At 69.4% G+C, this 22,016-nt stretch carries 19 protein-coding genes; 3 read left to right on the top strand and 16 right to left on the bottom strand.

Annotated elements, in window-relative coordinates:
* Positions 1-93: 93 nt before the first annotated feature.
* Both G7Y50_RS09355 and G7Y50_RS09350 read left to right on the top strand, forming a co-directional pair.
* Positions 94-372, top strand: a complete 279-nt coding sequence (locus tag G7Y50_RS09355; protein ID WP_165053489.1) for a type II toxin-antitoxin system prevent-host-death family antitoxin — start codon at positions 94-96, stop codon at positions 370-372.
* Positions 369-848, top strand: coding sequence for a hypothetical protein (locus G7Y50_RS09350; protein WP_165053486.1), 480 nt, complete (start codon positions 369-371; stop codon positions 846-848). Before G7Y50_RS09355 ends, G7Y50_RS09350 begins: the two co-directional genes overlap by 4 nt.
* Here the strand turns inward: G7Y50_RS09350 and G7Y50_RS09345 are convergent.
* The 15 genes from G7Y50_RS09345 to G7Y50_RS09275 all read right to left on the bottom strand — a co-directional run bounded on the left by G7Y50_RS09345 (position 845) and on the right by G7Y50_RS09275 (position 19,251).
* Complete coding sequence (locus G7Y50_RS09345) at positions 845-2,356, bottom strand: ATP-binding cassette domain-containing protein (RefSeq protein ID WP_165053482.1); 1,512 nt, start codon at positions 2,354-2,356, stop codon at positions 845-847. The genes G7Y50_RS09350 and G7Y50_RS09345 overlap by 4 nt on opposite strands.
* A 15-nt stretch (positions 2,357-2,371) precedes the next feature.
* Complete coding sequence (locus G7Y50_RS09340; RefSeq protein ID WP_241156471.1) at positions 2,372-3,484, bottom strand: ABC transporter substrate-binding protein; 1,113 nt, start codon at positions 3,482-3,484, stop codon at positions 2,372-2,374.
* 3 nt (positions 3,485-3,487) lie between these two features.
* Complete coding sequence (locus G7Y50_RS09335; protein ID WP_165053479.1) at positions 3,488-5,275, bottom strand: [FeFe] hydrogenase, group A; 1,788 nt, start codon at positions 5,273-5,275, stop codon at positions 3,488-3,490.
* On the bottom strand, positions 5,269-7,098 hold the full coding sequence (locus G7Y50_RS09330) for an NAD(P)-binding protein (RefSeq protein WP_165053476.1): 1,830 nt from the start codon (positions 7,096-7,098) through the stop codon (positions 5,269-5,271). The genes G7Y50_RS09335 and G7Y50_RS09330 overlap by 7 nt, the downstream gene beginning before the upstream one ends.
* Before the next feature lie 163 nt (positions 7,099-7,261).
* On the bottom strand, positions 7,262-8,098 hold the full coding sequence (gene ispH, locus G7Y50_RS09325) for a 4-hydroxy-3-methylbut-2-enyl diphosphate reductase (protein ID WP_165053473.1): 837 nt from the start codon (positions 8,096-8,098) through the stop codon (positions 7,262-7,264).
* 3 nt (positions 8,099-8,101) lie between these two features.
* Positions 8,102-8,950, bottom strand: coding sequence for a lysophospholipid acyltransferase family protein (locus G7Y50_RS09320; protein ID WP_165053468.1), 849 nt, complete (start codon positions 8,948-8,950; stop codon positions 8,102-8,104).
* Positions 8,947-9,633, bottom strand: coding sequence for a (d)CMP kinase (gene cmk, locus G7Y50_RS09315; RefSeq protein WP_165053465.1), 687 nt, complete (start codon positions 9,631-9,633; stop codon positions 8,947-8,949). The genes G7Y50_RS09320 and cmk overlap by 4 nt, the downstream gene beginning before the upstream one ends.
* Positions 9,634-9,636: 3 nt before the next feature.
* On the bottom strand, positions 9,637-11,025 hold the full coding sequence (aroA, locus tag G7Y50_RS09310) for a 3-phosphoshikimate 1-carboxyvinyltransferase (protein ID WP_165053462.1): 1,389 nt from the start codon (positions 11,023-11,025) through the stop codon (positions 9,637-9,639).
* Complete coding sequence (locus tag G7Y50_RS09305) at positions 11,015-12,331, bottom strand: prephenate dehydrogenase/arogenate dehydrogenase family protein (protein ID WP_241156469.1); 1,317 nt, start codon at positions 12,329-12,331, stop codon at positions 11,015-11,017. Before G7Y50_RS09305 ends, aroA begins: the two co-directional genes overlap by 11 nt.
* A gap of 220 nt (positions 12,332-12,551) precedes the next feature.
* Positions 12,552-13,379 carry a pseudouridine synthase gene (locus G7Y50_RS09300; RefSeq protein WP_165053599.1) on the bottom strand — a complete coding sequence of 276 codons (828 nt, stop codon included), beginning with the start codon at positions 13,377-13,379 and terminating at the stop codon, positions 12,552-12,554.
* Between the two features lie 234 nt (positions 13,380-13,613).
* Positions 13,614-14,504, bottom strand: coding sequence for an SMC-Scp complex subunit ScpB (gene scpB / locus G7Y50_RS09295; protein WP_165053459.1), 891 nt, complete (start codon positions 14,502-14,504; stop codon positions 13,614-13,616).
* Between the two features lie 2 nt (positions 14,505-14,506).
* A complete protein-coding gene (locus G7Y50_RS09290; protein ID WP_165053456.1) occupies positions 14,507-15,298 on the bottom strand; it encodes a ScpA family protein in 792 nt (263 codons plus the stop codon).
* Positions 15,299-15,317: 19 nt separating this feature from the next.
* Positions 15,318-15,998: a site-2 protease family protein gene (locus G7Y50_RS09285; protein ID WP_165053453.1), complete on the bottom strand. Its 681-nt coding sequence runs from the start codon at positions 15,996-15,998 to the stop codon at positions 15,318-15,320.
* Positions 15,999-16,624: 626 nt separating this feature from the next.
* A complete protein-coding gene (locus tag G7Y50_RS09280; RefSeq protein ID WP_165053450.1) occupies positions 16,625-17,086 on the bottom strand; it encodes a tRNA (cytidine(34)-2'-O)-methyltransferase in 462 nt (153 codons plus the stop codon).
* On the bottom strand, positions 17,086-19,251 hold the full coding sequence (locus G7Y50_RS09275; protein WP_165053447.1) for an ABC-F family ATP-binding cassette domain-containing protein: 2,166 nt from the start codon (positions 19,249-19,251) through the stop codon (positions 17,086-17,088). The genes G7Y50_RS09280 and G7Y50_RS09275 overlap by 1 nt, the downstream gene beginning before the upstream one ends.
* Before the next feature lie 319 nt (positions 19,252-19,570).
* Here G7Y50_RS09275 and G7Y50_RS09270 point away from each other — a divergent pair, with 319 nt between their 5' ends.
* On the top strand, positions 19,571-20,698 hold the full coding sequence (locus G7Y50_RS09270; RefSeq protein WP_165053444.1) for a glycoside hydrolase family 5 protein: 1,128 nt from the start codon (positions 19,571-19,573) through the stop codon (positions 20,696-20,698).
* Positions 20,699-20,822: 124 nt separating this feature from the next.
* Here the strand turns inward: G7Y50_RS09270 and trpS are convergent, their stop codons facing one another.
* Positions 20,823-21,869 carry a tryptophan--tRNA ligase gene (gene trpS, locus G7Y50_RS09265; RefSeq protein ID WP_165053596.1) on the bottom strand — a complete coding sequence of 349 codons (1,047 nt, stop codon included), beginning with the start codon at positions 21,867-21,869 and terminating at the stop codon, positions 20,823-20,825.
* Positions 21,870-22,016 lie beyond the last annotated feature (147 nt).

The following is a 22,016-nucleotide window of genomic DNA, read 5'->3' as shown; positions in this document are numbered from 1 at the left end:
TCACATGACAGGTCAGGTCCGTCATGTTTCTGAATATATTCTGAATGTATGCTATATTAGCTGCATGCCCGCCGGATCCGAGGAAGGTGCACCATGCCCATAACGCGAACCTCATCTGACCTGCAGCGAAACATCAGCGAAGTGTACGAGCTGTGCGAACAGCATGACCAGCCTGTCTACATCACGCGCAACGGCCATGCCGACCTCGTCGTCATGAGCGCCCGCGCCTACGAGCAGCAGGCCCTCCTCAGCCAGCAGGTGCGCGCGTACGAGATGGAGCTGCGCGACCGCGCCAATCGCACCTACGAGGAGATGAGGGCCGGAAAAGAGAAGTCGCTCGAGCAGATTAACCGCGAGATGGGGCTGACATGAGCGCGGAGCAGGGATCCCGCAGCGAAAGCGAGAGACCTCCCTACGAGGTGAAGCTCTCCGAAGCCGCCGAGATCATCTACCGTGACCTTGCCGCAAGCAGCGCGTTTCCGAAGGTCAAGAAGATGCTCGAGCTTCTCGATACCGTCCCCGAGATAGGGCGCGTCTACGACCCCGACTACCCGGCCGCGCGCCCTGACGTGAGGATGCGCGTCACCTACGCGGACCGCTGCGGCATCTACTACGTGGTTGAGGAGCATCCGAAGCTCGTACGCGTCCTCTTCATCGAAGACCAGCGACGCAACCCCCTGAACCGCTTCTACGGCATATACCCCTACGAGGAGGAGCCGACCTGTCCTCAAGCGTCGCAAGCCAATGATGCGCCTCGGCAAGAGATTGATCTCGCCAAGGTAAGAGACGGAAAACATGCGAAACCGATCAAGCGGAACGGCGGCGGCTTCTGGATTGCGAGGGGCTAGTCGAGCGCGATGACGGCGGCTTGGAGGAGCTCGGCGTCGCGCGCGTCGTGGGTGGCCACCACCAGAGCACGCCCGCCCAGGTTGTCCGCGATGAAGGCGCAGGCGCGCTCGTGCGTGCGCTCGTCGAGGCCGGCGAAGGGCTCGTCGAGCACGAGCAGCGGAGCGTCCGAGAAGACGGCGCGCGCGATCTCCGTCAGGCGGCGCGTGCCGCCCGAGAGCTCGCGCGCCGGCTTGTCCACGCAGCCCGAGGGCAGGAGCGCGTCAAGCTGCGCGCGCACGACAGGCGCGCTGATCTGCGGCGAGACTGCAAGAAGGACGTTCTCGAGCGCCGTCATGCTCTCGACCAGGCACGTCTCCTGCAGCATGCAGCCGCAGCGCGCCGGGCGCGCCACCGTGCCGGCGTCGGGCTGATCGATCCCCAGCAGGATGCGCAGCAGCGTGGTCTTGCCCGCGCCCGTCGGGGCCATGAGGCAGACGCGCTCCCCCGCCGCAAGCGACAGGCTGACGCCGTCGAGGACGACCTGCCCGCCGTACGCCTTGCGCAGCGAGGAAACAGCGAGAACGGGGGCGAGCGAAGGCCCTGGAGCCGAAGAGGCGCTGACGGGGCCCGCAGATCCTTCGGATGCGGCGGAGCAGCCTGAGCCGTCCGCACGGCATTCAGCCGCCTTGCAGGAGCGGAAGCCCGCTGCGGAAGCATTGCCGCGGGAAACGCCGCTCTGAGCCGCTTCCCTCCTCCTGAGGGAACGCGGCAGCGCCAGGCGAGGGCTTCTGCCGGTGAGGCCGAGCAGCGCCACCGCCGCCTTCTCGCTGAGCCAGGCGAGCGCCATCACCGCGATGGTCCAGGCCAGCAGGCCCGCCGTGTCAAGCGTGAGCTTGGACGCGTACACGCCCGCGCCGATGGAGCCGAGCGGGATGCCGAGAAGCTCGGCGGTCACGCCCGCGCGCCATGCGAGCGCCACCGACGTCTTGGCAGCCGCCGTGAACAGCGGCAGGCACGCGGGCCACGTGGCCGCCGCGAACACGCGCGGCCGCGCAAGCCCCAGCAGCCGCAGCACCGCCTCGAAGTCGCGCGGGCGCGCCGCGGCCGCCTCGAGCGCCGCCACGTAGAACGGCGGCAGCGCCACGAACACCACGATGGCCGCCACCGCGCCACGCGAGCCGAGCGCCACCAGCAGGATCACCACCACGCACGCCACCGGCGCGCTCTTCACCACCTGCATCGCCGGGGCGAGCAGCGTCTCGACCGCGGCGAAGCGCGCGGCCGCCATCCCGAGCACCGCTCCCGCGACGGCCGAGGCCAGCACCACGCCCACCACGAGCGAGCCCGTGCGGGCGACCGCGCCCCAGAAGCTCGCGTCGACGAGGCGGGACGCCAGCGCTGCGAGCGTCTCGCCGGGACCGGCCAGAAGGATGGCGTTGTCAACGCACGCAGCCGCGACGAGCCAGACGGCCACCCAGAACAGGACGGCCGCCCCCTTCCCGACAAGCGCCGAGGCGCGCTCTCTCATGCGGCGCGCCAAGCGCTATCCCGTGTAGTAGAAGTCATCGCCAGGCAGCTGCCCGCCCACGGAGGCGGGATCCTGCTCGTAGAGCTTGCCCAGGTATCCTGCGAGCGCCGCCTTCATCTCCGCGCCCGTGAAGCACACCACGTTGCAGCGCGGGATGCTCGCCTGCGCCAAAGGCGCGCTCTCGATGATGCCGAGGTCCACCACGACCTGCGCGATGGCAGACGGGTCGGTCTGCGCGACGACGGCCGAGGCGGCGTGCCGCGCCAGAAACTCGCCAATGACCTCAGGGTTCTCCTCGATTGTCGACGCCTTAGCGACGGTGACGCCCGTGACGGGCACGCTGCCGTCCGCGCCGGCGACCTCCTCCCACGCCTTCGTGAGGTCGACCGTCACCTTCACGTCGGGGCTCTTGAGCGTGACGGCCGTGGCATAGGGCTGCGGCAGGATGCCCACCGCGCTCGCGTCGGCGGAGACGAGCGCCGCCACCTCGGCCGGCTCGGACTTGAACTGCACGTCCACGTCGCCCTCGGAAAGCCCTGCGGCCGTGAGCAGCGCCGAAAGCGTGTACTCGGGCACGGTGCCCTTGCCCGTCATGTACACGGTGCGCCCGACGAGCGCCTCCACCGAGTCCACCGACGCGTCGGCCGTCACCACGTTGAGCACGCCGAGCGTGTTCACGTCGATCACGCGGATCGCGCCGTCGGTCTTTCGGTAGAGCGTCGCCGCCAGGTTCGCGGGCACGCACGCGATGTCGGCCTCGCCCTTCAGAAGCAGCGGCGCCACCTCGTCGGCCGCGCCCACCACCGTGAACGAGCCCTGCTCCTGCGCCATCATGGACGCGAGGCCCACCGAGGTGGGGCCCTTCATCGACACGATGCGCAGCTCGTCGGCCGCCTGCGCAACGGATGCGGCGTCCTCGGCCTGCGCCGCGGCCGAGCTCGCACCCGCGTCCGCGCCGCCCGCGCTGCCCGCGCCCTGCCCCGCGCAGCCCGCGAGCGCGCACGCCAGCACCATGAGCATACAGGCGCAAGCGGCGAGCACGGCGAGCCTCGCAGCTTTCGCAGCCTTCGCAGCCTTCGCAGCCTTCGCGGTCTTCACCACCCTCGTCGCCTTCGTCAGCTTCACCATGCCCTACCCCTTCGCCCGGTGGTCGACGTGCAGCAGCTGGTGCGCGCGCTCGCCGCACGGATCGCCCAAGAACTCCTCGTAGAGCACCTTGATGACCGGGTTCTCGTGGCTGTAGCGCAGAGACGTCACCGTGCGGTCGATGCCGCGCAGCACCTGCCCGCGCTCAAGCCCCAGCTCGCGGTCGGTGCCGTCGATGGGCTGGCCGCCGCCGCCCGCGCACCCGCTCGGGCACGCCATGACCTCCACGAACTCGTAGGCCGCCTCGCCCGCGCGGATGGCGTCCAAAAGCTTGCCCGCGTTGGCCAGGCCGCTCGCCACGGCGCAGCGCACGCGCGTGCCCGCCAGGTCGAACGACGCCTCCTTCCAGGGGCGCCCCGCACCCGCCGGGCTGAACGCGAAGCCCTCGGGGTCGGCCGGGACCGAGCCCGTGACGAAGCAGTGCGCGCTGCGCAGCGCGGCCTCCATCACGCCGCCGGTGGTGCCGAAGATGACGCCCGCGCCCGTGTAGGAGCCGAGCGGGTCGTCGAGCGGGACGTCCTCGAGCGCCGCCACGTCGACGCCCGCGTCGCGGATCAGGCGCTGGAGCTCGCGCGTAGTCAGGGACGCGTCCATGTCAAAAACGCCCTCGTTCGCCGCCATCGGCAGCTTGACCTCGGTCTTCTTCGCCGTGCACGGCATGAGCGCCACCGAGAACACGCGCGCGGGGTCAAGCCCGCGCTTCTGCGCGAACCACGTCTTGGCCACGGCGCCGAACATCATCATGGGGCTCTTCGCCGTGGACAGGCGGTCCAGCACGTCGGGGTGTGCGTTCTTCACGTGCGTCACCCACGCCGGGCAGCAGCTCGTGAACATCGGCCACACGACGCCGTTCTCGTCGGGTGCCCGCTCGGCGAGCACGTGCAGAAGCTCGGTGGCCTCCTCCATGATGGTGAGGTCGGCGGAGAACGAGGTGTCGAACACGTAGTCCACGCCGAGCTTTTTGAGCGCAGCCGCCATGCGCTCGACGGGAAGCGCGCCCTCCTCGGCGCCGAGGCCCACGCCCCATGACGTGCGCGTGGCGGGCGCGATCTGCGCCACCGTGGTCACGTCGGGGTCGGCGATGGCGTCGCGCAGAAGCTGGATGTCGTCGCGCTCCGAGAGGGCGCCCGTGGGGCAGTGCGTGATGCACTGGCCGCATGCCACGCAGCCCTCGGCCTTCATGTACGAGCCGTTCCGCACGCCGACGTTCGACGCGGCGCCTGAGCCGACGAAGTCCCACACGCCGATGCCCTCGAGGCGCTTGCACGCCGCCACGCAGCGGCCGCACTTGACGCACAGGTTGGTGCGGCGCTGGATGGGCGCCTGCGCCTTCCACTGGGAGCGCTTGCCCCGGACGAGCTGCTTCGCGTAGGGGCTCGGAGCCTCGGTCACCATGTCGAACAGCTCGTCACGCTCGATGAGGTCGTACGCCAAGAGCAGCTTCTGCAGGCGACAGGTGCCGTCGCGCGTGCAGTACGCGCAGTTCAGGTCATGCTGCGACAGGATGAGCTGGAGCGCAGCCATCCGTGCCTCGCGCACGCGCTCGGTGTCGGTGCGCACGCGCATGCCGGGGCGCGCCGCGGTGTTGCAGGCGGCGGACAGGCGATCCTCCCCCTCGACCTCCACCACGCACACGCGGCAGGCGCCGATCTCGTTGAGGCCCTCAAAGTAGCACAGCGTGGGGATCTCCGCGCCCGCGGCGCGCGCGGCCTGCAGAAGCGTCGCGCCCTCCTCGACGGAGACCGTCACGTCGTCGATGATGAGCTCTACCATGCGAGCTCCTCCTTCCTGCAGGTGGCGCCGAACCCGTGGTGGTCGCAGCGCAGGCAGCGCGAGGTCTCCTGGAAGGCCTCCTCGGCGCTCATGCCCAGCTTGGCAAGGTCGAACGTGGTCGCCGCCTGGGCAAAGGGCACGCACCGAAGCTCGACGCGGCCCGTGGGGCCCAGCGGGAAGTGCGCGGGCGGCACGTCCACCTCATCGTGCACGTCATGGGAGAACCCAAGCGCCACGTCGATGTTGGCCGCAGCCACCTTGCCCGCCGCGATGGCCTTGATGACCGTGGACGGGCCCGACACCGCGTCGCCGCCAGCGAAGAGCCCCGGCGTCTGGGAGATGGAGCCGTCCTCGTTCGCCACGATGCAGCCCCATTCGGTCTTGACGGCCCCCTCGAACGCCGCCACGTCGATGGCCTGCCCGATGGCCACGATGACCACGTCGCACGCGATGCGGTGCTCAGACACGCTGGCTGCGCGCGGGGCCGGGCGGCCGCCGCGCCCGACAGCGCCGATGATCTGCGGCTGCGTGATGAGCGCCACCACGCGCCCCGCAGCGTCGGCCTCGATGCGCACCGGCGCCTCGAGCTGCGTGATCTGGCAGCCCTCGGCCTGCGCCTCCTCGATCTCCTCGGGAAGCGCCGTCATGTCGGCGATGCGCCGGCGGTAGACGCACTCCACGCTCGCCGCGCCGAGGCGGCGCGCCGTGCGCGTGCAGTCCATGGCCACGTTGCCGCCGCCCACGACGCACACGCGCTTGCCCGCCAGGTCGACCGGCGCGCCCGCGCCCGCCGCGCGCAGGAAGGTCACCGCCGACATGACGCCCGCGGCGTCCTCGCCCTCGCATCCCAGCTTCTTATCCAGGTGCGCGCCGATGGAGAGATACACCGCGTCAGAGCCGCTCGACACCTCGGAGAAGGGCACGTCAGTGCCCACGGCGCAGCCCGAGACCACCTTCACGCCCGTGCGCAGGACGAAGTCCACGTCGGCGTCCAGCTTGTCCTGCGGGAGGCGGTAGTCGGGGATGCCGTAGCGCACCATGCCGCCGAGCTTCTCGCGCTGGTCGTACACGGTGACATCATGCCCCATGAGCGCCAGGTAGTACGCGGCGGAAAGGCCCGCCGGGCCGCCTCCCACGATGCTCACGCGCTTGCCCGTGGCAGGCGCACACGCAGGCGGATCGTACGCCGGCGCGTTGTCGGCCGCGTAGCGCTTGATGCCGCAGATGTTCACCGAGCTGTCGACCAGCGCGCGGCGGCAGTTGATCTCGCACGGGTGCTCGCACACGTACCCGCACACCGTGGGCAGCGGGTTGTCGTTGCGGATGACGCGCAGCGCGTCGACGTCGCGACCCGCGCGCACGCAGGCGAGGTAGCCCGGGATGTCGATGTGGGCGGGGCAGGTGGCGCGACACGGCGCGAAGGCGCTCACCGTGCGCGTGCAGAAGTCGTCCTCCACATGGCTGGCGAAGTCACCGGCAAACGAGTCGAGCGCGGCCAGAAGCGTGCGCCCCGCCTCGAACCCGATAGCGCAGTCGGCGCTGTCGTAGACCACCTGCGCCGTCTTGCGCAGGACGTCGACGTCGGCAGGCTTCCCCTCGCCCGCCAGGATGCGGTCCATGATGGCCGCGCACTGGGCCAGGCCCACGCGGCACGGCGTGCACTTTCCGCACGACTCGGACAGGTACAGCCTCGTCAGGGAAACGGTCAGGTCAACGGGGCACTGCTCGGGCGGCAGCGCCGCCAGGCGGGCGCCGGCGAGCGCTGACAGGCGCTCGTGCCCCGCGGCGTCCACCGCCCTCGTCTCGATGGTAAGACGCGACATGGTCCCTCTCTTCCTCTCTCTCCTTCGGGTAGGTAAAGCTCCGAACAGGTAGAACACACAGCGTCATCCGGCGGCTTGGCGGCGCGGCGGCTTGGCGGCAGCCCTGCCGCGCTTCACGCCTTGCGCGCCCCGCGCCTTGCGGGCCGTTCGCCTCTTCGCCTCCCTACAGCTCCTCGAGGAAGGCGACCACGGCCTGGATCTGGTCCTCGGGCGTGGAGGCGCCGGCTGTCACGCCGACGGCCGCGCAGCCCGCGAACTGCCCGGGCGTAAGCTCGCCTGCGCTCTCCACGTGGAAGGTGCGCGCGCAGCGCTCGGCGCAGATCTCGGCGAGGCGCGTGGTGTTCGAGGAGTTGCGCCCGCCGATGACCACCATGGCGCCGACGCGGTCCGCCACGTCGGCGGCCGTCCTCTGGCGCTGGCTCGTGGCCGAGCAGATGGTGTTCTTCACGATGGGGCTCAGGCCCTGCTCCTCGAGGGCCGCCACCACCGCGTCGAGGTTCTCGCGCACCTGGGTGGTCTGCACCACCACGCCGATGGGGTCGTAGAGCCCCTCGGGCACGTCGGCCGGCGCGGCCACCACGTCGACCTTGCCGCCCGCGGCCTGCGCGCACGCGGTGAGGCCCTCCACCTCGGGGTGCCCCGCCTCGCCGACCACCATCACGCGGCAGCCTGCGCCGGCGATCTCGGCTGCGGCCGCCTGGGCGCGCGCCACGTGCGGGCAGGTGGCGTCCACGATGTCGAGCCCGCGCTCCTCGAGCTCGGCGCGCACCTCGGGCGTCACGCCGTGGCTGCGGATGATCACCGTGCCGCCGTGGATGTCGGCGGGCGAGGCGGCCACGCGCGCACCGCGCGCCTCGAGGTCGGCCACCACCTTCGGGTTGTGGATGAGCGGCCCGAGCGTGGCCACCTCGCCGCCGCGCTCCACCACCGCCATCGCCATGTCGAGCGCGCGCTGCACGCCGTAGCATGCGCCCGCGTGCTTCGCCTGGATCACCTGCATGCCTCACGCCTCCTTCGCGTTCGCCGCCGCTTCCGCGAGCTCCACGGCGCTGTGGCGCGGCAGCGGGTGCGCGGCGAACAGGGCGGCGTAGTCCTTTCCCTCGGGGAAGAGCGCCCGCATGTCGACCTCCTCGCGCGGCACGCGCTGCGAGAGCGCGAAGCACTCGCGCATGGCGTACCACGTGCACGCGTCGAGCCGCTCGTCCTTCGGCACGAAGTCGAAGTCGCCCACCAGGATCGGGTCGCCGTACTCCACCGTGATCTTCGGAAAGCGCAGGCGCTTCCCCTTCTGCTTCACCAGCTCGGCGTTGCGCACCGTCATGGGCAGGATGGGCGCGTGCCCCATGCGCGCCACGAACGCCGCGCCCGCGTGGATGGTCGGCGTCGCCGAGCCCTTGCCGCGACGCGTGCCCTCGGGCATGATGACCACGAGCTCGTTGTTCTTGAGCATGCGCGTCGCGCGCTTGATGGAGGTGCGGTCGGCTGAGTCGCGCTTGACCGGGAACGCCCCCACGCGTGAGAGCGCCTGGCCCAGAAGGCCGCCCGCGTTGTCGAACAGCGTGTCGCGCCCCATGAAGCGCACCCACTGCCTCGGCCGCGCCGCGAGGTAGATCATCACCACGTCGAGAAACGAGGTGTGGTTGCACACCACCACCGCGCCCGACTTGCCGTCGAACGCGCGCAGCCTCTCGCGCCCGTCCACGCGGTAGCGGAAGCACACCTTGAAGATCGCCCCGATGAACGCCCACGCCGCGTTGCCGAACCAGTGCGGAATCTGCCGGTCGGCCGAGGTGCCGCCGAGCGGCATGTCCCACATCTCAGAGTATTTTAGAAACAAGGAAGCTCCCCTCATCCTCGGGCACGCGAGCGCGCGTCGGCGGCCAGCGCGCAGATCTGGTCGATGACCTCCTCGATGTAGTGCCTCGTGGAGTCGATGAGCACGGCGTCGTCGGCCGCGCGCAGAGGCGACGCGGAGCGGCTCGAGTCGAGCTCGTCGCGGCGGCGCAGGTCGGCGAGCACCTCGTCGTAGTCGATGGAGCCCACGCCCCGATCGACGTTCTGGCGCACACGGCGGTGCGCGCGCTCCTCGTCAGACGCCGTGAGGAACACCTTCACCTCGGCGCCCGGGAACACGCACGTGCCGATGTCGCGCCCCTCGACCACGTAGTCGCCCGCATCGCCGATCCGGCGCTGCTGGTCGACGAGCGCCGCGCGCACCGAGGGCACCGCGCTCACCGGGCTCACCGCGCGGTCGATCTCGGCCGTGCGGATGGCGTCGGTCACCTCCGCGCCGCCGATGAACACGCGCTTCGGAACCGGGTCGCCCTCGACGTGCCCGAAGGCGATCTCATGGGTGCGCGCAACGTTCCCGAGCGCCTCGGCGTCGTCGAGCGCCACGCCGTCTCGCAGCGCCTGCCACGCAACCGCACGGTACATGGCGCCCGTGTCCAGGCACGAGAAGCCGAGCTTCTGGGCCACGGCCTTCGCGACCGTGGACTTGCCCGCGCCCGACGGGCCGTCAATTGCGATGATCATCTTCTACTCCTTGTCTGCCAGCTTCTGCATGGTGGCGAGGAACTCGGGGAAGCTCACGGCCACGCACGCGAAGTCCTCGACGGATACTGGGACGTCGCCCACGAGGCCCGCGAGCGCCCACGTCATGGCGAGGCGGTGGTCGCCGCGCGTGGCGAACGTGAGGCCGCGCGGCACCTCGAGCTGCGGGTCGCCCTCGATGCAGAGGTCGTCGCCCTCCTCCCACGCGTCGACGCCGAGAAGCCCGAGCCCCTCGATGATGGCGGCCAGGCGGTTCGACTCCTTCACGCGCAGCTCGGAGACGCCCTTGAACACCGTGACGCCGCGCGCGTGCGCCGCCACGAGCGAGAGCACGGGGATCTCGTCGATGATGGAGGCGATGTGCTGCGAGGGCACCTCGCAGCCGCGCAGCGCGGGCGTGTGCTCCACGTGGATGCTGCCGGAGGGCTCCTTGCCCGCGCAGCCCTCGCGGTGCGTGGCGATCTCGGCGCCCATGCGCTCGAGCGTGCGCACGAACCCGATGCGCGCCGGGTTGAGGCTCACGTTCTCGATGGTCACGCTGCTGCCGCGCGAAAGCAGCGCCGCCACCGCGATGAAGGCCGCCGAGGAGGGGTCGCCCGGCACCGCCACCGCGCTCGCGCGCATAGCGGCCGGGCCCTGCACGCTCGCCACGCGCGTGCCGGCCGTGGTGGGCACGCCGTACTCGGGCAGCATGAGCTCGGTGTGGTTGCGTGAGGGCGCGGGCTCGTTTAGGGTGGTGGTGCCCTCGGCGAACACGCCTGCGAGCAGAACAGAGGTCTTGAGCTGGGCTGATGCCATGGGTGCGTCATAGGTGAGCGCGCGCAGCGAGCGCGTGCCCACCTCCGTGATGGGCAGCGTCTCCTTGCCCGCGGGGTCGAAGTGCGCGCCCATCTTCATGAGCGGCGCGGTGATGCGGCGCATGGGGCGGCGGCACAGCGACTCGTCGCCCGTGAGCTCCACGCGGATGTCCCACGGGGCCAAGACGCCCATGAGCAGGCGCGCCGTGGTGCCGGAGTTCCCGCAGTCGATGGGCCCGTCGGGCTGGGAGGGGCCCTTCGCGCCCCAGCCGGTGATGGTGCCCGCCAGCGAGCCGTCGGGCTGCTTCTCGAGGTCAGCCTGCGCGCCGAGCGCGCGCACGGCGGCGAGCGACGAGCGCACGTCCTCGGAGTCGAGCACGCCGCTCACGGTGGACGTGCCCTCGGCCATGGCGCTGAACAGCACCGCGCGGTGCGAGATGGACTTGTCGCCGGGCACGGTGACGCTGCCGCGCAGCGGGCCGGGAAGCGGGCTGATGAGGGTCGCGGCGGGCGTTGCGGACGAGGCGGGCGCGGCGGGCGCCCCGGGCGCGGACGTGGTTGAGAGCTTAGTCGACATGCGCGTGCTCCTTCGGGCTCAAGGGACTGAACGATACCGAGAAACCAGCGGTGATCAGCTGGAACGAGAGCTGGCCGATATCGCCTTCGTCGGTGAGGATGAGGGAGAGCACGGCGTTGCCCTCGGAGATGTGGTCGATGTCGATGGACTGGATGTTGCACCCGACCGAGCTGGCGATGGTGGTCACCTCGGCCACCACGCCGGTGCGGTTGACCATGGGGATGCGCACCTCGAGCAGCTTCTCGGTGGAGGGCACCCAGGCCGCCGGCAGCGCGCGGCGCGCGTCTGACGCCTCCGCGAGCAGGCGCGTGAATCCCTCGCGGTCGCCCTCGGCGAGCGCCGTGGCGAACGAGCCGATGATGCCCTGCATCTCGGCGAGCCCGTCTGAGAGCGCCTCGGCGTTGTCGAACGCGATGCCGCACCACAGCTTCGGCGAGCCCGCGGCGATGCGCGTGGTGTCCTTGAAGCCGCCCGCAGCCAGGCGCATGAGGGCCTGGGAGTCATCGGCGTGGCGGCACGCCAGGTTCACGAGCGAGGACGCCACCATGTGCGGCACGTGGCTCACGATGGCCACGGCGCGATCGTGCTCCTCGCGGCGCAGCGACACCACGCGCGCCTCGATGCCGCCTGTGATGAGCTCGTGGAGCTTTTGGAAGTGCTCGGGGACGGTCTGCTCGTCGGGGCAGAGGATCCAGTTCGCGCCCTTGAACAGGTCGCTGCGCGCGCCGTCGATGCCGTTATGCTCTGAGCCGGCCATGGGGTGGCCCGGCACGTAGTTCTGCGGCGCGGGCAGGATGCTCGCGGCGGCCTCGAGGATGTGCGCCTTGGTGGAGACGGTGTCGGTGAGCACGCCGCGGAAGCCCCACGCGGCGAGGCGGCGCAGGTAGTCGTCGACGGCGGCAACCGGCGTGGCGATGACCGCGAGGTCGCAGGATGTGCGGATGAACTGCTCGAACGCGGGGTCGTCGGGGCGCGTGGCGCGCGTCACCCATGCGCGCTCCTCGGCCACCACGCAGGTGCGCCCGTCGACGTCGACGCCGAACACGGTGACGTCAGGGTAGGCGGCGCGCACGGCCGCGGCGAACGACGCGCCGATGAGGCCGAGGCCGATGACGGCGACGAAGCGAAACGGCGTCTCGCGCTGCGGGTCGCCATGCGCCGCGCCGGCAGGCGCGGATGCCGCGGTAGCCGCCGGCGCGGATGCTGCGGCGCCCGTGAGCGCGGGCATCGCCGCTGATGCGGCGCCCGGGGCGTCCGGGGCGCTCGCGCCTGCCGGCGCGGACGTGGGTTGAGTCTGGTCAGGCATAAAGGTGGTGCTTCCTCTTGCTTAGTCTTGAACTCGCTTTGAGCGTGACAGTATTGTATACGTTTGGAAGGTGAACGGACGAAAGCGACGCGAATTCCCACGCGGCCCATGCCGCGGCGGTCGGCGAGCGCGCCGAGGCGCTGAGAGCGTCAGCCAGCGGGCTGTGCCCCGCCGCCCCCAGGCGCGCCAGGGCGCGGCAGCGAAGCCCCACGTCGAAGCCCTACCCCCGCACGGCCTCCCGCAGCGCCGCCACCTCGTCGCCCGTAAGCTCACGCCACTGCCCGCGGGGAAGATTCCCCAGCTCAAGCGGGCCGAACGTCGCGCGGTGCAAGGCCACCACGGGGCAGCCCACTGCCTCGAGCATGCGGCGCACCTGGCGCTTGCGCCCCTCGCGCAGGCCCACCTCCACGTAGCTGCACGCGCCGGCGCGCTCGAGGGCCGCGCGCGAGCGCTTGCCCGTGTGCCGGCGGGCGTTCCCGCTCGAAGCGCGCCCCTCGCCGATGAGCGCCGCGGCGCGCTTCGCCGCCTTCCCCTCAAGCACAGACACCTCGGCCGGAAGCGTCATGCCGTCGGAAAGCTGCACGCCGCGGCGCAGCCGCTCGACGTCGCGCGCGCCGGGCGCGCCCTCCACGAGCGCCACGTAGCGCTTGGTCACGTGCCGGCGCGGGTGCAGGAGCGCGTTGCCCAGCTCGCCGTCGGTGGAGAAGAGCAGAAGCCCCGTGGTGTCGGCGTCGAGGCGCCCTACCGGGTAGAGCCCCGCGAAGCGGCCCTCCCCCGCCGGCACGAGCTCGGCGACGGTCGGGCGCCCCTGCGGGTCGGACATGGTGGTCACGTAGCCCGCGGGCTTGTGCAGCATGAGGGTCACGCTCTCGCGCGGCAGCTCCACGCGCACGCCGTCGACCTCCACCGCGTCAACGTCGGCGTCCACCTTGCTGCCCAGCTCAGTCACGCACGCGCCGTTCACGCGCACGCGCCCGGCGCTGATGAGCTCCTCGGACCCGCGCCGCGAGGCCACCCCCGCGCGCGCCAGGAACTTCTGCAAGCGCATCTCATTCACCGGGCACCACCCTTAGAATGCAAGTTGGAGGCGCCTGACGTGCGAGAAACACGCGATCTGATACCGTCGCGAGCCAAAATGACGCCGTCGACCTCCACCCATGCAATTATGTCGAAAACAAACACCTGGCCAGAACCATTCTCTCTACAAGATAATACGACGAAGGCATGCCAAGACGCTCTCACGCGGTATCAGATCGCGTGTTTCTCGCACCTCTGCTCGCAGTTATTCGTCATCGGTTTCGAAAACGAGGGCGTCGAAGTCGATCTTGTCGACCACGCCGAGCGTGCTCGCGATGGCTTCGGCGAACATGGCCTCGGTCGACCGGCCCGTGGACGCAGCTCCCGGCGCACCCGCGACACCCGGCACGTTCACACCGCCCGCAGCGCCTGGGACGTCCACCGCGCTCGCAGCTTCCGCACCGCCCTCAGCCTCTTCGCCGCCCGCAGGCACGCCCGCGTCCGGGCCGTCCTCCTCGTCGCCGTACACGAGCGCCTCGGCCATGGCGCGCGCCTGCGCGTCGGACACCGCCGCGTCGTCGCGCGTGGCGCTCAGACGCTGCATGATCAGCCGCCGCGTCTCCTCGTCGGGCGCGAAGTCGGCCAGATCCGGCAGGTCGGCCACGGAGCGCAGGCCGAACCTCTCCAGAAAGCCGCGCGTGGTGCCGTAGAGCACGGGGTTGCCCGGCGTGTCGGCCGTGCCCACCTCGCGCAGAAGCCCCTTCTCCACCAGCGAGTTGATGGAGCTGTCGGAGTTCACGCCGCGCACGCTCGCCACACCCGCGCGCGTGACCGGCTGCGTATAAGCCACGATGGCGAGCGTCTCCATAGCCGCCGCCGACAGCTTGCGCGTGTCCCACGACAGCACGTACTTCTCGATCAGCTCGTGGTAGGCCGGGTGCGTGAACAGCCGCCATCCGCCCGCCACCTCGCGCAGCTGGATGCCGCGGTTCTCGAACTCGAGCGCGTTGCGCAGGCTTACGAGCGCGTCCTCCACGAGCGCGACGTCGCACTCGAGCATCTCGGCCAACGTGATGGTGCCCACCGGCTCATCGGTGACGAAGAGCAGGGCCTCGACCGCGCCTCTGACCTGGTCAGCTTGAAGTCCTTGGAACATGGCTACTCCTCTCCCACCGACGTGAGCGCGTCTTCGCCCACCAGGTTCAGCTCGCCCGAGCCCTCGATGTAGTCGATCGCGATGTCGCCGAACGTCTCGGGCTGCTCGAGCCGCACCATGGAGCGCTTGTACAGCTCGAGGATCGCCAGAAACGTGACGACCACCACCTCGGGCGGCGTCTCGGCGCTCACCAAGTCCGAGAAGCGCAGGTGCTTGCGGTTCACGATGCGCTGGTGGATGGCGCGCACGTGCACCTCGACCGGGATGGGCTTCGCGGCGATGTGCTCGCTCTCCAGCAGGAACACCTCGCGGCGCGCCATGGCGCGCGCGGCCAAAAGCCCGAGCGCGTCGACGCTCACGCCGGCCAGGAAGTCCGGCATGAGCCCCAGAAAGCTCGCGTCAGGCCCGAAGGGACGCACGTGCATGCGCCCCTCGGCGATGAGCCGCGCATGCAGCGCGCCCGCCGCGTTCTTGTACTTCTTGTACTCCACCAGCCGCTCGACGAGCAGGTCGCGCGCCTCGGAGGGCGCGAGCTCCGCCAGCTCGTCGTCGAGTTCGGTGCGATCGCGCGGGATGAGGCTCTGCGCCTTGATCTCGAGCAGCGTGGAGGCCACCAGCAGAAAGTCGCTCGCCACGTCCAGGTCGAGGCGGTCCATGTGGGACACCTCCTCGAGGTACTGGTCGGCGATCTCGGTGATCGAGATGGCCCCGATGTCCACCTTCTGGCGGCTCACGAGGTAGAGCAGCAGGTCAAACGGACCCTCGAAGCTGTCAATGCGCACCTTGTACGACATGCGGTCCCCGACGCCCCCTTTACGCCACGCGGAACGGGAACATCAGGTTGGCCAGGTTGCACGCCGTGAGATCCAGATACCAGGAGAACGGGTTGAAGTTGAACACGTACGGGACCACCACGACAGCGATCATGAAGATGGGGAATGCGTAGCGCTGGATCTCGTAGTACTTCGGCAGGTACGCGCGCGGGATGAGGAGCGCGAAGATGGACGAGCCGTCAAGCGGCGGGATGGGCAGCAGGTTGAAGAACATGAGGTACAGGTTGATCAGCGCGAACATGGGCAAGAACATCAGGTAGAAGTACTGGAACGCCTCGTTTCCCAGAAGGTCCGGCGCCACGCCGAAGAGCGCGTGGGCCAGAAGCGCCGCCGCGCCCGCCATCACGAGGTTCGCGCACGGGCCCGCGAGGCCCACGATGAAGTCGCCCTTGCGCGGGTCCTTGAAGTACGTGGGATTGTACGGCACCGGCTTCGCGTAGCCGAAGATGGGCCAGTTGAGCACCATGAGCATGAGCGGCAGAAGCACCGTGCCGAACGGGTCGATGTGCTTCGCGGGGTTGAGCGAGAGGCGCCCGGCGCGCTTGGCCGTAGGGTCGCCGAGCTTGTAGGCCGCGAAGCCGTGCGCCACCTCGTGCAGCACGAGCGCCGGCACGAAGCTCAAGATGGAGCAGATGATGTAGATGAGGTAGTTGGTGTCCATGGCGTGTAAGTTTAGCTCATGCGCACGCCCGCGCGCCCACCAGCCCGCATACGGGGCGTGAAACGCACATAAACCCGCTTGAGCAATGCGCGCTCCCTCATGCCATTCAGAGCACCTGCCGTGAAAGTGCTCAGCGCTAACGCGCTTGCTTTCAATGCCACGAGGCTTGGGCGCTCCCACGCATCATGACGCGGACACACGCGCTTGCGTTCACCCCTCGCGCCATCCCGGGCAGCTGGCCGCCTTCCCACGCCATTCCGAGCAGCAGGCTGCTCCTGCGCGTCGTCCCGGGCAGCAAGTTGCTCCCGTGCGTCATCCCGGGCAGCTGGTTGCTATTACGTGTCATCCTGAGCGGAGCGCCCGCAGGGCGCGGAGTCGAAGGATCTGGCCGCACGTGGGCTGCGCATGCAAGCACATCGTGCCCGGGGCCAGATCCTTCGACTCGCTTCGCTCGCTCAGGATGACACAGGAAGGGGGACGCCCACCCAGGATGATATAGGACGCTCAGGATGACACGGGGAGGGGAACGCCTATCCAAGGCGATACAGAGAGGGAAAGCTCACCCGGGGTGACGCGAGGGGGGAAGCCCCATCCCCATGCGCTGCACCATCCCCCTACGCCACACCTTACACAAGCCCGGGGAAGCCCTGCTGGCGCAGGGCCTCGAAGACCGCGATGGCGGCGGCGTTCGACACGTTGAGCGAGTCGAGGCCCGCGCGCAAGGGAATGCGCACGCAGCGCTCGGCGAAGCGCTCGATGAGCGCGGGGTCGAGCCCGCGGCTCTCGCGCCCGAACACCAGGTAGGCATCCGGCCCGAAGCCCGCCTGGGCGTAGCTGCGCGTCGCCGCGCCCGTGAACAAGTGCAGCTCGTCATGCTCATGCGCCTCGAAGAACGCCTCGGCGCAAGGCCAGCGCTCGATGTCCACGTCGTTCCAGTAGTTGCAGCCCGCGCGCTTGAGGTTGCGCTCGGTGGCGTGGAAACCCATGGGCTCTACGAGGTGCAGCCGCGCGCCCGCGCACGCGCAGGTGCGCGCGACGTTGCCCGCGTTCTGCGGGATCTCGGGCTCGACCAAGACGACGTTCAGCATCAGGCGCGCTCCGCCTGACGGGCCATCTCCTCTTCGAGCTCCTCGTTGAGCATGAACCACTCCTCCTCGGCCTCGGCGATGCGCACCTTGAGCTTGCCGTGCTCGGCGACGGCGTCAGACGAGGCGCTCTCGTTGATGTAGAAGTCGGGGTCGGCCATGAGCTCGAGCAACTCGGCCATGCGCGCGTTGTCGCGCTCGAGCTGCGCGTCGAGCTCGGCGATGCGGCGGCGGTGGTGCTTGAGCGCGGCGTAGGCGCGGTTGCGCGCCTCGGCCTCGCGGCGCTTCTGCTCCTTGGACTTCGGCGCGCTCGCCTTCGGAGCCGTGAGCGCGGCGTCGGCGGCCTTGGCAGCGGCTATCTTCGCGCTCGCCTGCGCACCCGTCGTGCCCGAGCCCGCCTTGCTGGCCGAGCCCGCCTGCGCGCCGCCCGCGCCCGTCGCGGCCCTCGCGCCCCCCTTCGCGCCCGCGACCCTGCCGGCCACGCCGCCGCGCGCGGCGCTCCCCTTCGCGGCACCCTCGCCCTCGAACACCTCGTCCACCAGCGAGCGGTCCGCCGGGTCGGGGTTGTCAAGCTGCCCCGACTTGAACAAGTAGTAGTCGTAGTCGCCGTCGTAGTTGGTGATCTTGCCCGGCGTCACCTCCACGATGCGGTTCGCCACGCTGCGGATGAGGTGGCGGTCGTGCGTGATGAACAGGATCGTGCCCTCGAAGTGCAGCAGCGCCTGCTCGAGGATGTCGGCGCTCGAGATGTCGAGGTGGTTGGTGGGCTCGTCGAGGCAGAGCAGCGGCTTGGGTGCCACGAGCATCTTCGCCAGCGCCAGGCGGCTTTTCTCGCCGCCCGAGAGCACGCCCACCTTCTTCTCCACGTCGTCGCCCGCGAACAGAAACGCGCCCAAAAGCGTGCGCACCTGGCTGATCGACCAGCCCGGCGCCACGCGGTCGAGCTCCTCGAACACGGTGTTGCCCGCGTGCAGCTCCTCGAGCTGGTGCTGCGCGTAGTAGGTGTGCGACACGTGCACGCCGTACTCGATGCTGCCCGCGTCGGGCGCGAGCACGCCCGCAATCATCTTGAGCAGCGTAGACTTGCCCGCGCCGTTGGGCCCCACGAGCGCCACCTTGTCGCCGCGGTACATCGTGAAGTCGGCGCCGTCGTAGACCTTCTTCTCGCCGTAGTGCTTGCGCAGGCCCTGCGCGCGCACCACCATGTCGCCGGTGCGCGGCGGCTGCTGGAAGTTGAAGTGCACCGTCTTCTTCTCCTCGGGGATGACGATGCGGTTCTCCTTGATCTTGAGGAGCTTCTTCTCGCGGTCCTGCGCCTGCTTGGCCTTGGTGGCCTTGTAGCGGAACTTCTCGACGAACGCCTCGAGGTGCGCGATCTCCTCGTCCTGCTTGGCCTTCTCGGCGCGCAGCCGCTCGATGCGCTCGGCGCGGGCGCGCAGGTAGGCCGAGTAGTTGCCCTTGTAGAGGATGACCTCACCGTTGTCGATCTCAGCCACGCGGTCCACCATGTTGTCCATGAACGCGCGGTCGTGGCTGACCACGATAACCGTGCCCGCGTACGAGCGCAAAAATCCCTCGAGCCACTTCACCGACTCCAGGTCGAGGTGGTTGGTGGGCTCGTCGAGCAACAGCACCTCGGGATTGCGGATGAGCAGCTTCGCCAGCGCGATGCGCATCTGCCAACCACCGGAGAACTCGCTGGTCAGGCGCGTCATGTCCTCTTCCTTGAAGCCCAGGCCGAACAGCACGCCACGCACCTTCGCCTCAATGGTGTAGCCACCGAGCATCTCGAACGCGTCGCGGGCGCGGCCCGCCGCCGCGAGCTGCTGGGGCGTGGGGCTCTCGCCGAGCTCGGACTCCAGCTTGTGCAGACGGCGCTCGGCCTCGAGCACCTCCACCTGCGAGGACATGACCTCGTCGAAGATGGGCCGTACGCCCATCTCGATGGCCTCCTGCTCGAGGTAGCCCACGCGCGCGCCCTTCGCGAAGAGAATGCGGCCCTCGTCGGGCTCGTCCTCGCCCGAGATGATGTTGAGCATCGTGGTCTTGCCCGCGCCGTTGGGGCCCACGAGCGCCAGGCGGTCGTACTCCTCCAGGCGGAAGGTGACGTCGCGGAACAGCTGGCGTCCGCCGTAGGACTTCGAGATATGTTCGGTCTGCAGGATCATGGAGGTGCCTCTGCTTGGTTGGTTTGTCAGTTCGTCTCAGCCGACCGAGCGGCCTGGCGGCGCGCCGGGCCGGTTCTTGGCCAGCCAGCCCAGCTCGCCGCAAGGCCGGTTTTCGTCGTAAAGATTGATTATAAGGGTTTTTCGGCGAACGCGGGGCGAAGCGCAGGCGCGAGGTTCACGCCACCCCTCACCCTTGCAGCACGCGCAAGCACGCCGCGATGGTTTACCATAGGAGGCGAAAAGAAGAGCGCCCGCCTCGTGCCCACGCGCGCAAGCGCGTCACCAGGGCATACCGGGCGCACGAGAGAGGAACCACCCCATGATCCGCCCGCCGCTTTGCGCCCGACCCGCCAGCACCGCCCTTCCGGCGTCTGCCGGCAGAACCGCCGTCCTCGCAGCCGCCTTCGCGCTCCTGATCGCCGCCGCCCTCGCCTTCAGCCTCACCAGCTGCCAGCCCGCAGACCCCGAGCCGGTGCGCCCGCCGACAAACGCAACCGCAGGCGAGGGGGCAGCTGCAGACGCAGCCTCCAACAACGTCGCAGCGTTCTCCAAGGCCGGCAAGCTGCACGTGGAGGGCACCGGGCTCGCCGACGAGCAGGGCAACCCCGTGCAGCTGCGCGGCGTGAGCACACACGGGCTGGCATGGTTCCCGCAATACGTGAACGCCGACGCGTTCGCCACACTGCGCGAAGACTGGGGCGCCAACGTCGTGCGCCTGGCGATGTACACGGCCGAGAGCGGCGGGTACTGCACGGACGGCGACCGATCGGCGCTCCTCGCGCTCATCGACGAGGGCGTGCGCGCGGCCACGGCAGCAGATCTGTACGTCATCATCGACTGGCACATCTTGAGCGACGGCAACCCGACCGCGCATCAGGCGGAGGCGCTCGAGTTCTTCGACACCGTGGCCTCACGCTACGCCGAGAGCGACAACGTGATCTACGAGGTATGCAACGAGCCGCAAAGCTCGCCGTTTTCCACCGTCATCAAGCCCTATGCGGAGGCGGCGCTCGACGCCATCCGCGCCCACGACCCCGATGCCGTGGTGCTCGTAGGCACCAACACCTGGTCGCAGGACATCGACGAAGTGATCGGCAACCGCATCGACGATCCTAACGTCATGTACACGCTGCACTTCTACGCCGCCACGCACAAGGACGGCATCCGCGAGAAGCTCATGCGCGCGCTCGACGCCGGCGTGCCCGCGTTCGTGAGCGAGTGCAGCATCACCGACGCCTCGGGCAACGGGCACATCGACGGAGACTCGGCCGCAACGTGGCTCAACCTGCTGAACAGCCGCAACGTGAGCTTCGTCGCATGGAGCCTCTCGAACAAGAACGAGACGTCCGCCCTCATCGCGCCTGGCACGCAGGCGACGTCAGGCTGGGCAGAAGCCGACCTCTCCGAGGCCGGCCGCTGGTTCAAAGAAGCCATCGCACGCTCATAAGCAGCGCCTGACTAAGGAGAACTCGCCCGCAATCATTGGCATGAAATAGACCCGCATCGTATGATGATTTTCTTCCTCTCTTGCGACGCGCTGCCGATCTCGCATCCCGCAGGAGGGCTTGCGACTAGTACACCATGCCCATGGCTTCGCGCACCTGGTCGAGGGTGGCGTTCGCCAGCTCGTTGGCGCGGCGGTTGCCCTCGGCAAGCACCTCGCGGATGAACGCGGGGCGCGCGGCGAGCTCCTCGCGGCGCGCGCGGATGGGGGCCAGGTAGGCGTTCACGGCTTCGGTCACGTACTTCTTGAGCGCACCCGAGCCGTCGTTGCCGATCTCCTCGGCGATCTCCACCTCGGTGCGGCCGGTGCACAGCGCCGCCGTGGTGAGCAGGGCCGACACGCCAGGGCGGTTCTCCTTGTCGAACGTGATGAAGCGCTCGGAGTCGGTCTTGGACTTCTTGATGAGCTTGGCGGTCTCCTCAGCCGTGGCCGACAGCGCGATGGAGTTGCCGTAGCTCTTCGACATCTTGCGGCCGTCAAGCCCGGGGATCTCCACGGCGTCGGTCAGAAGGCCGTGCGGCTCGGGGAACACGCGGCCGTAGCGCTCGTTGAAGCGGCGCGCGATCTGGCGCGTCTGCTCGATGTGCGGCAGCTGGTCCTTGCCGACCGGCACGATGTTGCCCTTGCAGAACAGGATGTCGCACGCCTGGTGCACGGGGTAGGTGAGCAGAAGCCCCGTGAGCGCGTGCCCGCTCGCCTCCTGCTCGGCCTTCACGGTGGGGTTGCGCTGCAGCTCAGCCTCGGTGACGAGCGACAGAAACGGCAGCATGAGCTGGTTCAAGGCCGGTATGGCCGAGTGCGTGAAGATGATGGTCTTCTCCGGGTCGATGCCGCAGGCCAGATAGTCGATCACCATGTTGTGCACGTTGTCGGCGATGTGCTCGGTGGTGTCGCGGTCGGTGATCACCTGGTAGTCGGCGATGATGATGCGCGTGGTGATGCCGGCGTCTTGCAGGCGCACGCGCTCGCGGATGGTGCCGAAGTAATGGCCCATGTGCAGGCGCCCCGTGGGGCGGTCGCCCGTGAGCATGGTGTACTTCTCGGGATGCACGGCCAGGTCGGCCTTGATCTCGTCGCTGATCTTCTTGGAGGCCAGGAAGGTGTCGGATGTCATGTCGGATGCCATGTCTGTCTCTCTCTTTCGCCAGCACGCGCGGCGCTTGGCGACCGCGCGCACATGAGTTCAAACCCGACAAAATAGTATAGCATCGCCACGCCGGCGCGCCTTGCGCAAAAAATCGCGAGAAAGCGGAGAAAGGGG

The organism is Adlercreutzia sp. ZJ176, assembly GCF_011038975.1.
In the GTDB taxonomy this organism is placed as follows: domain Bacteria; phylum Actinomycetota; class Coriobacteriia; order Coriobacteriales; family Eggerthellaceae; genus CAAEEV01.
Note: the sequence above shows the minus strand (reverse complement) of the source record. Positions and strands in the feature narration are given on the sequence as shown.

What these genes read in the sequence shown, in the direction of transcription:
- cmk (WP_165053465.1), bottom strand. Translation starts at nt 9,633, where the DNA reads ATGATCATCGCAATTGACGGCCCGTCGGGCGCGGGCAAGTCCACGGTC.
- aroA (WP_165053462.1), bottom strand. Translation starts at nt 11,025, where the DNA reads ATGTCGACTAAGCTCTCAACCACGTCCGCGCCCGGGGCGCCCGCCGCG.
- G7Y50_RS09340 (WP_241156471.1), bottom strand. Translation starts at nt 3,484, where the DNA reads ATGGTGAAGCTGACGAAGGCGACGAGGGTGGTGAAGACCGCGAAGGCT.
- G7Y50_RS09290 (WP_165053456.1), bottom strand. Translation starts at nt 15,298, where the DNA reads ATGTCGTACAAGGTGCGCATTGACAGCTTCGAGGGTCCGTTTGACCTG.
- ispH (WP_165053473.1), bottom strand. Translation starts at nt 8,098, where the DNA reads ATGCAGGTGATCCAGGCGAAGCACGCGGGCGCATGCTACGGCGTGCAG.
- G7Y50_RS09300 (WP_165053599.1), bottom strand. Translation starts at nt 13,379, where the DNA reads ATGCGCTTGCAGAAGTTCCTGGCGCGCGCGGGGGTGGCCTCGCGGCGC.
- G7Y50_RS09350 (WP_165053486.1), top strand. Translation starts at nt 369, where the DNA reads ATGAGCGCGGAGCAGGGATCCCGCAGCGAAAGCGAGAGACCTCCCTAC.
- G7Y50_RS09355 (WP_165053489.1), top strand. Translation starts at nt 94, where the DNA reads ATGCCCATAACGCGAACCTCATCTGACCTGCAGCGAAACATCAGCGAA.
- G7Y50_RS09275 (WP_165053447.1), bottom strand. Translation starts at nt 19,251, where the DNA reads ATGATCCTGCAGACCGAACATATCTCGAAGTCCTACGGCGGACGCCAG.
- G7Y50_RS09345 (WP_165053482.1), bottom strand. Translation starts at nt 2,356, where the DNA reads ATGAGAGAGCGCGCCTCGGCGCTTGTCGGGAAGGGGGCGGCCGTCCTG.
- trpS (WP_165053596.1), bottom strand. Translation starts at nt 21,869, where the DNA reads ATGACATCCGACACCTTCCTGGCCTCCAAGAAGATCAGCGACGAGATC.
- G7Y50_RS09285 (WP_165053453.1), bottom strand. Translation starts at nt 15,998, where the DNA reads ATGGACACCAACTACCTCATCTACATCATCTGCTCCATCTTGAGCTTC.
- scpB (WP_165053459.1), bottom strand. Translation starts at nt 14,504, where the DNA reads ATGTTCCAAGGACTTCAAGCTGACCAGGTCAGAGGCGCGGTCGAGGCC.
- G7Y50_RS09320 (WP_165053468.1), bottom strand. Translation starts at nt 8,950, where the DNA reads ATGAGGGGAGCTTCCTTGTTTCTAAAATACTCTGAGATGTGGGACATG.
- G7Y50_RS09305 (WP_241156469.1), bottom strand. Translation starts at nt 12,331, where the DNA reads ATGCCTGACCAGACTCAACCCACGTCCGCGCCGGCAGGCGCGAGCGCC.
- G7Y50_RS09280 (WP_165053450.1), bottom strand. Translation starts at nt 17,086, where the DNA reads ATGCTGAACGTCGTCTTGGTCGAGCCCGAGATCCCGCAGAACGCGGGC.
- G7Y50_RS09330 (WP_165053476.1), bottom strand. Translation starts at nt 7,098, where the DNA reads ATGTCGCGTCTTACCATCGAGACGAGGGCGGTGGACGCCGCGGGGCAC.
- G7Y50_RS09270 (WP_165053444.1), top strand. Translation starts at nt 19,571, where the DNA reads ATGATCCGCCCGCCGCTTTGCGCCCGACCCGCCAGCACCGCCCTTCCG.
- G7Y50_RS09335 (WP_165053479.1), bottom strand. Translation starts at nt 5,275, where the DNA reads ATGGTAGAGCTCATCATCGACGACGTGACGGTCTCCGTCGAGGAGGGC.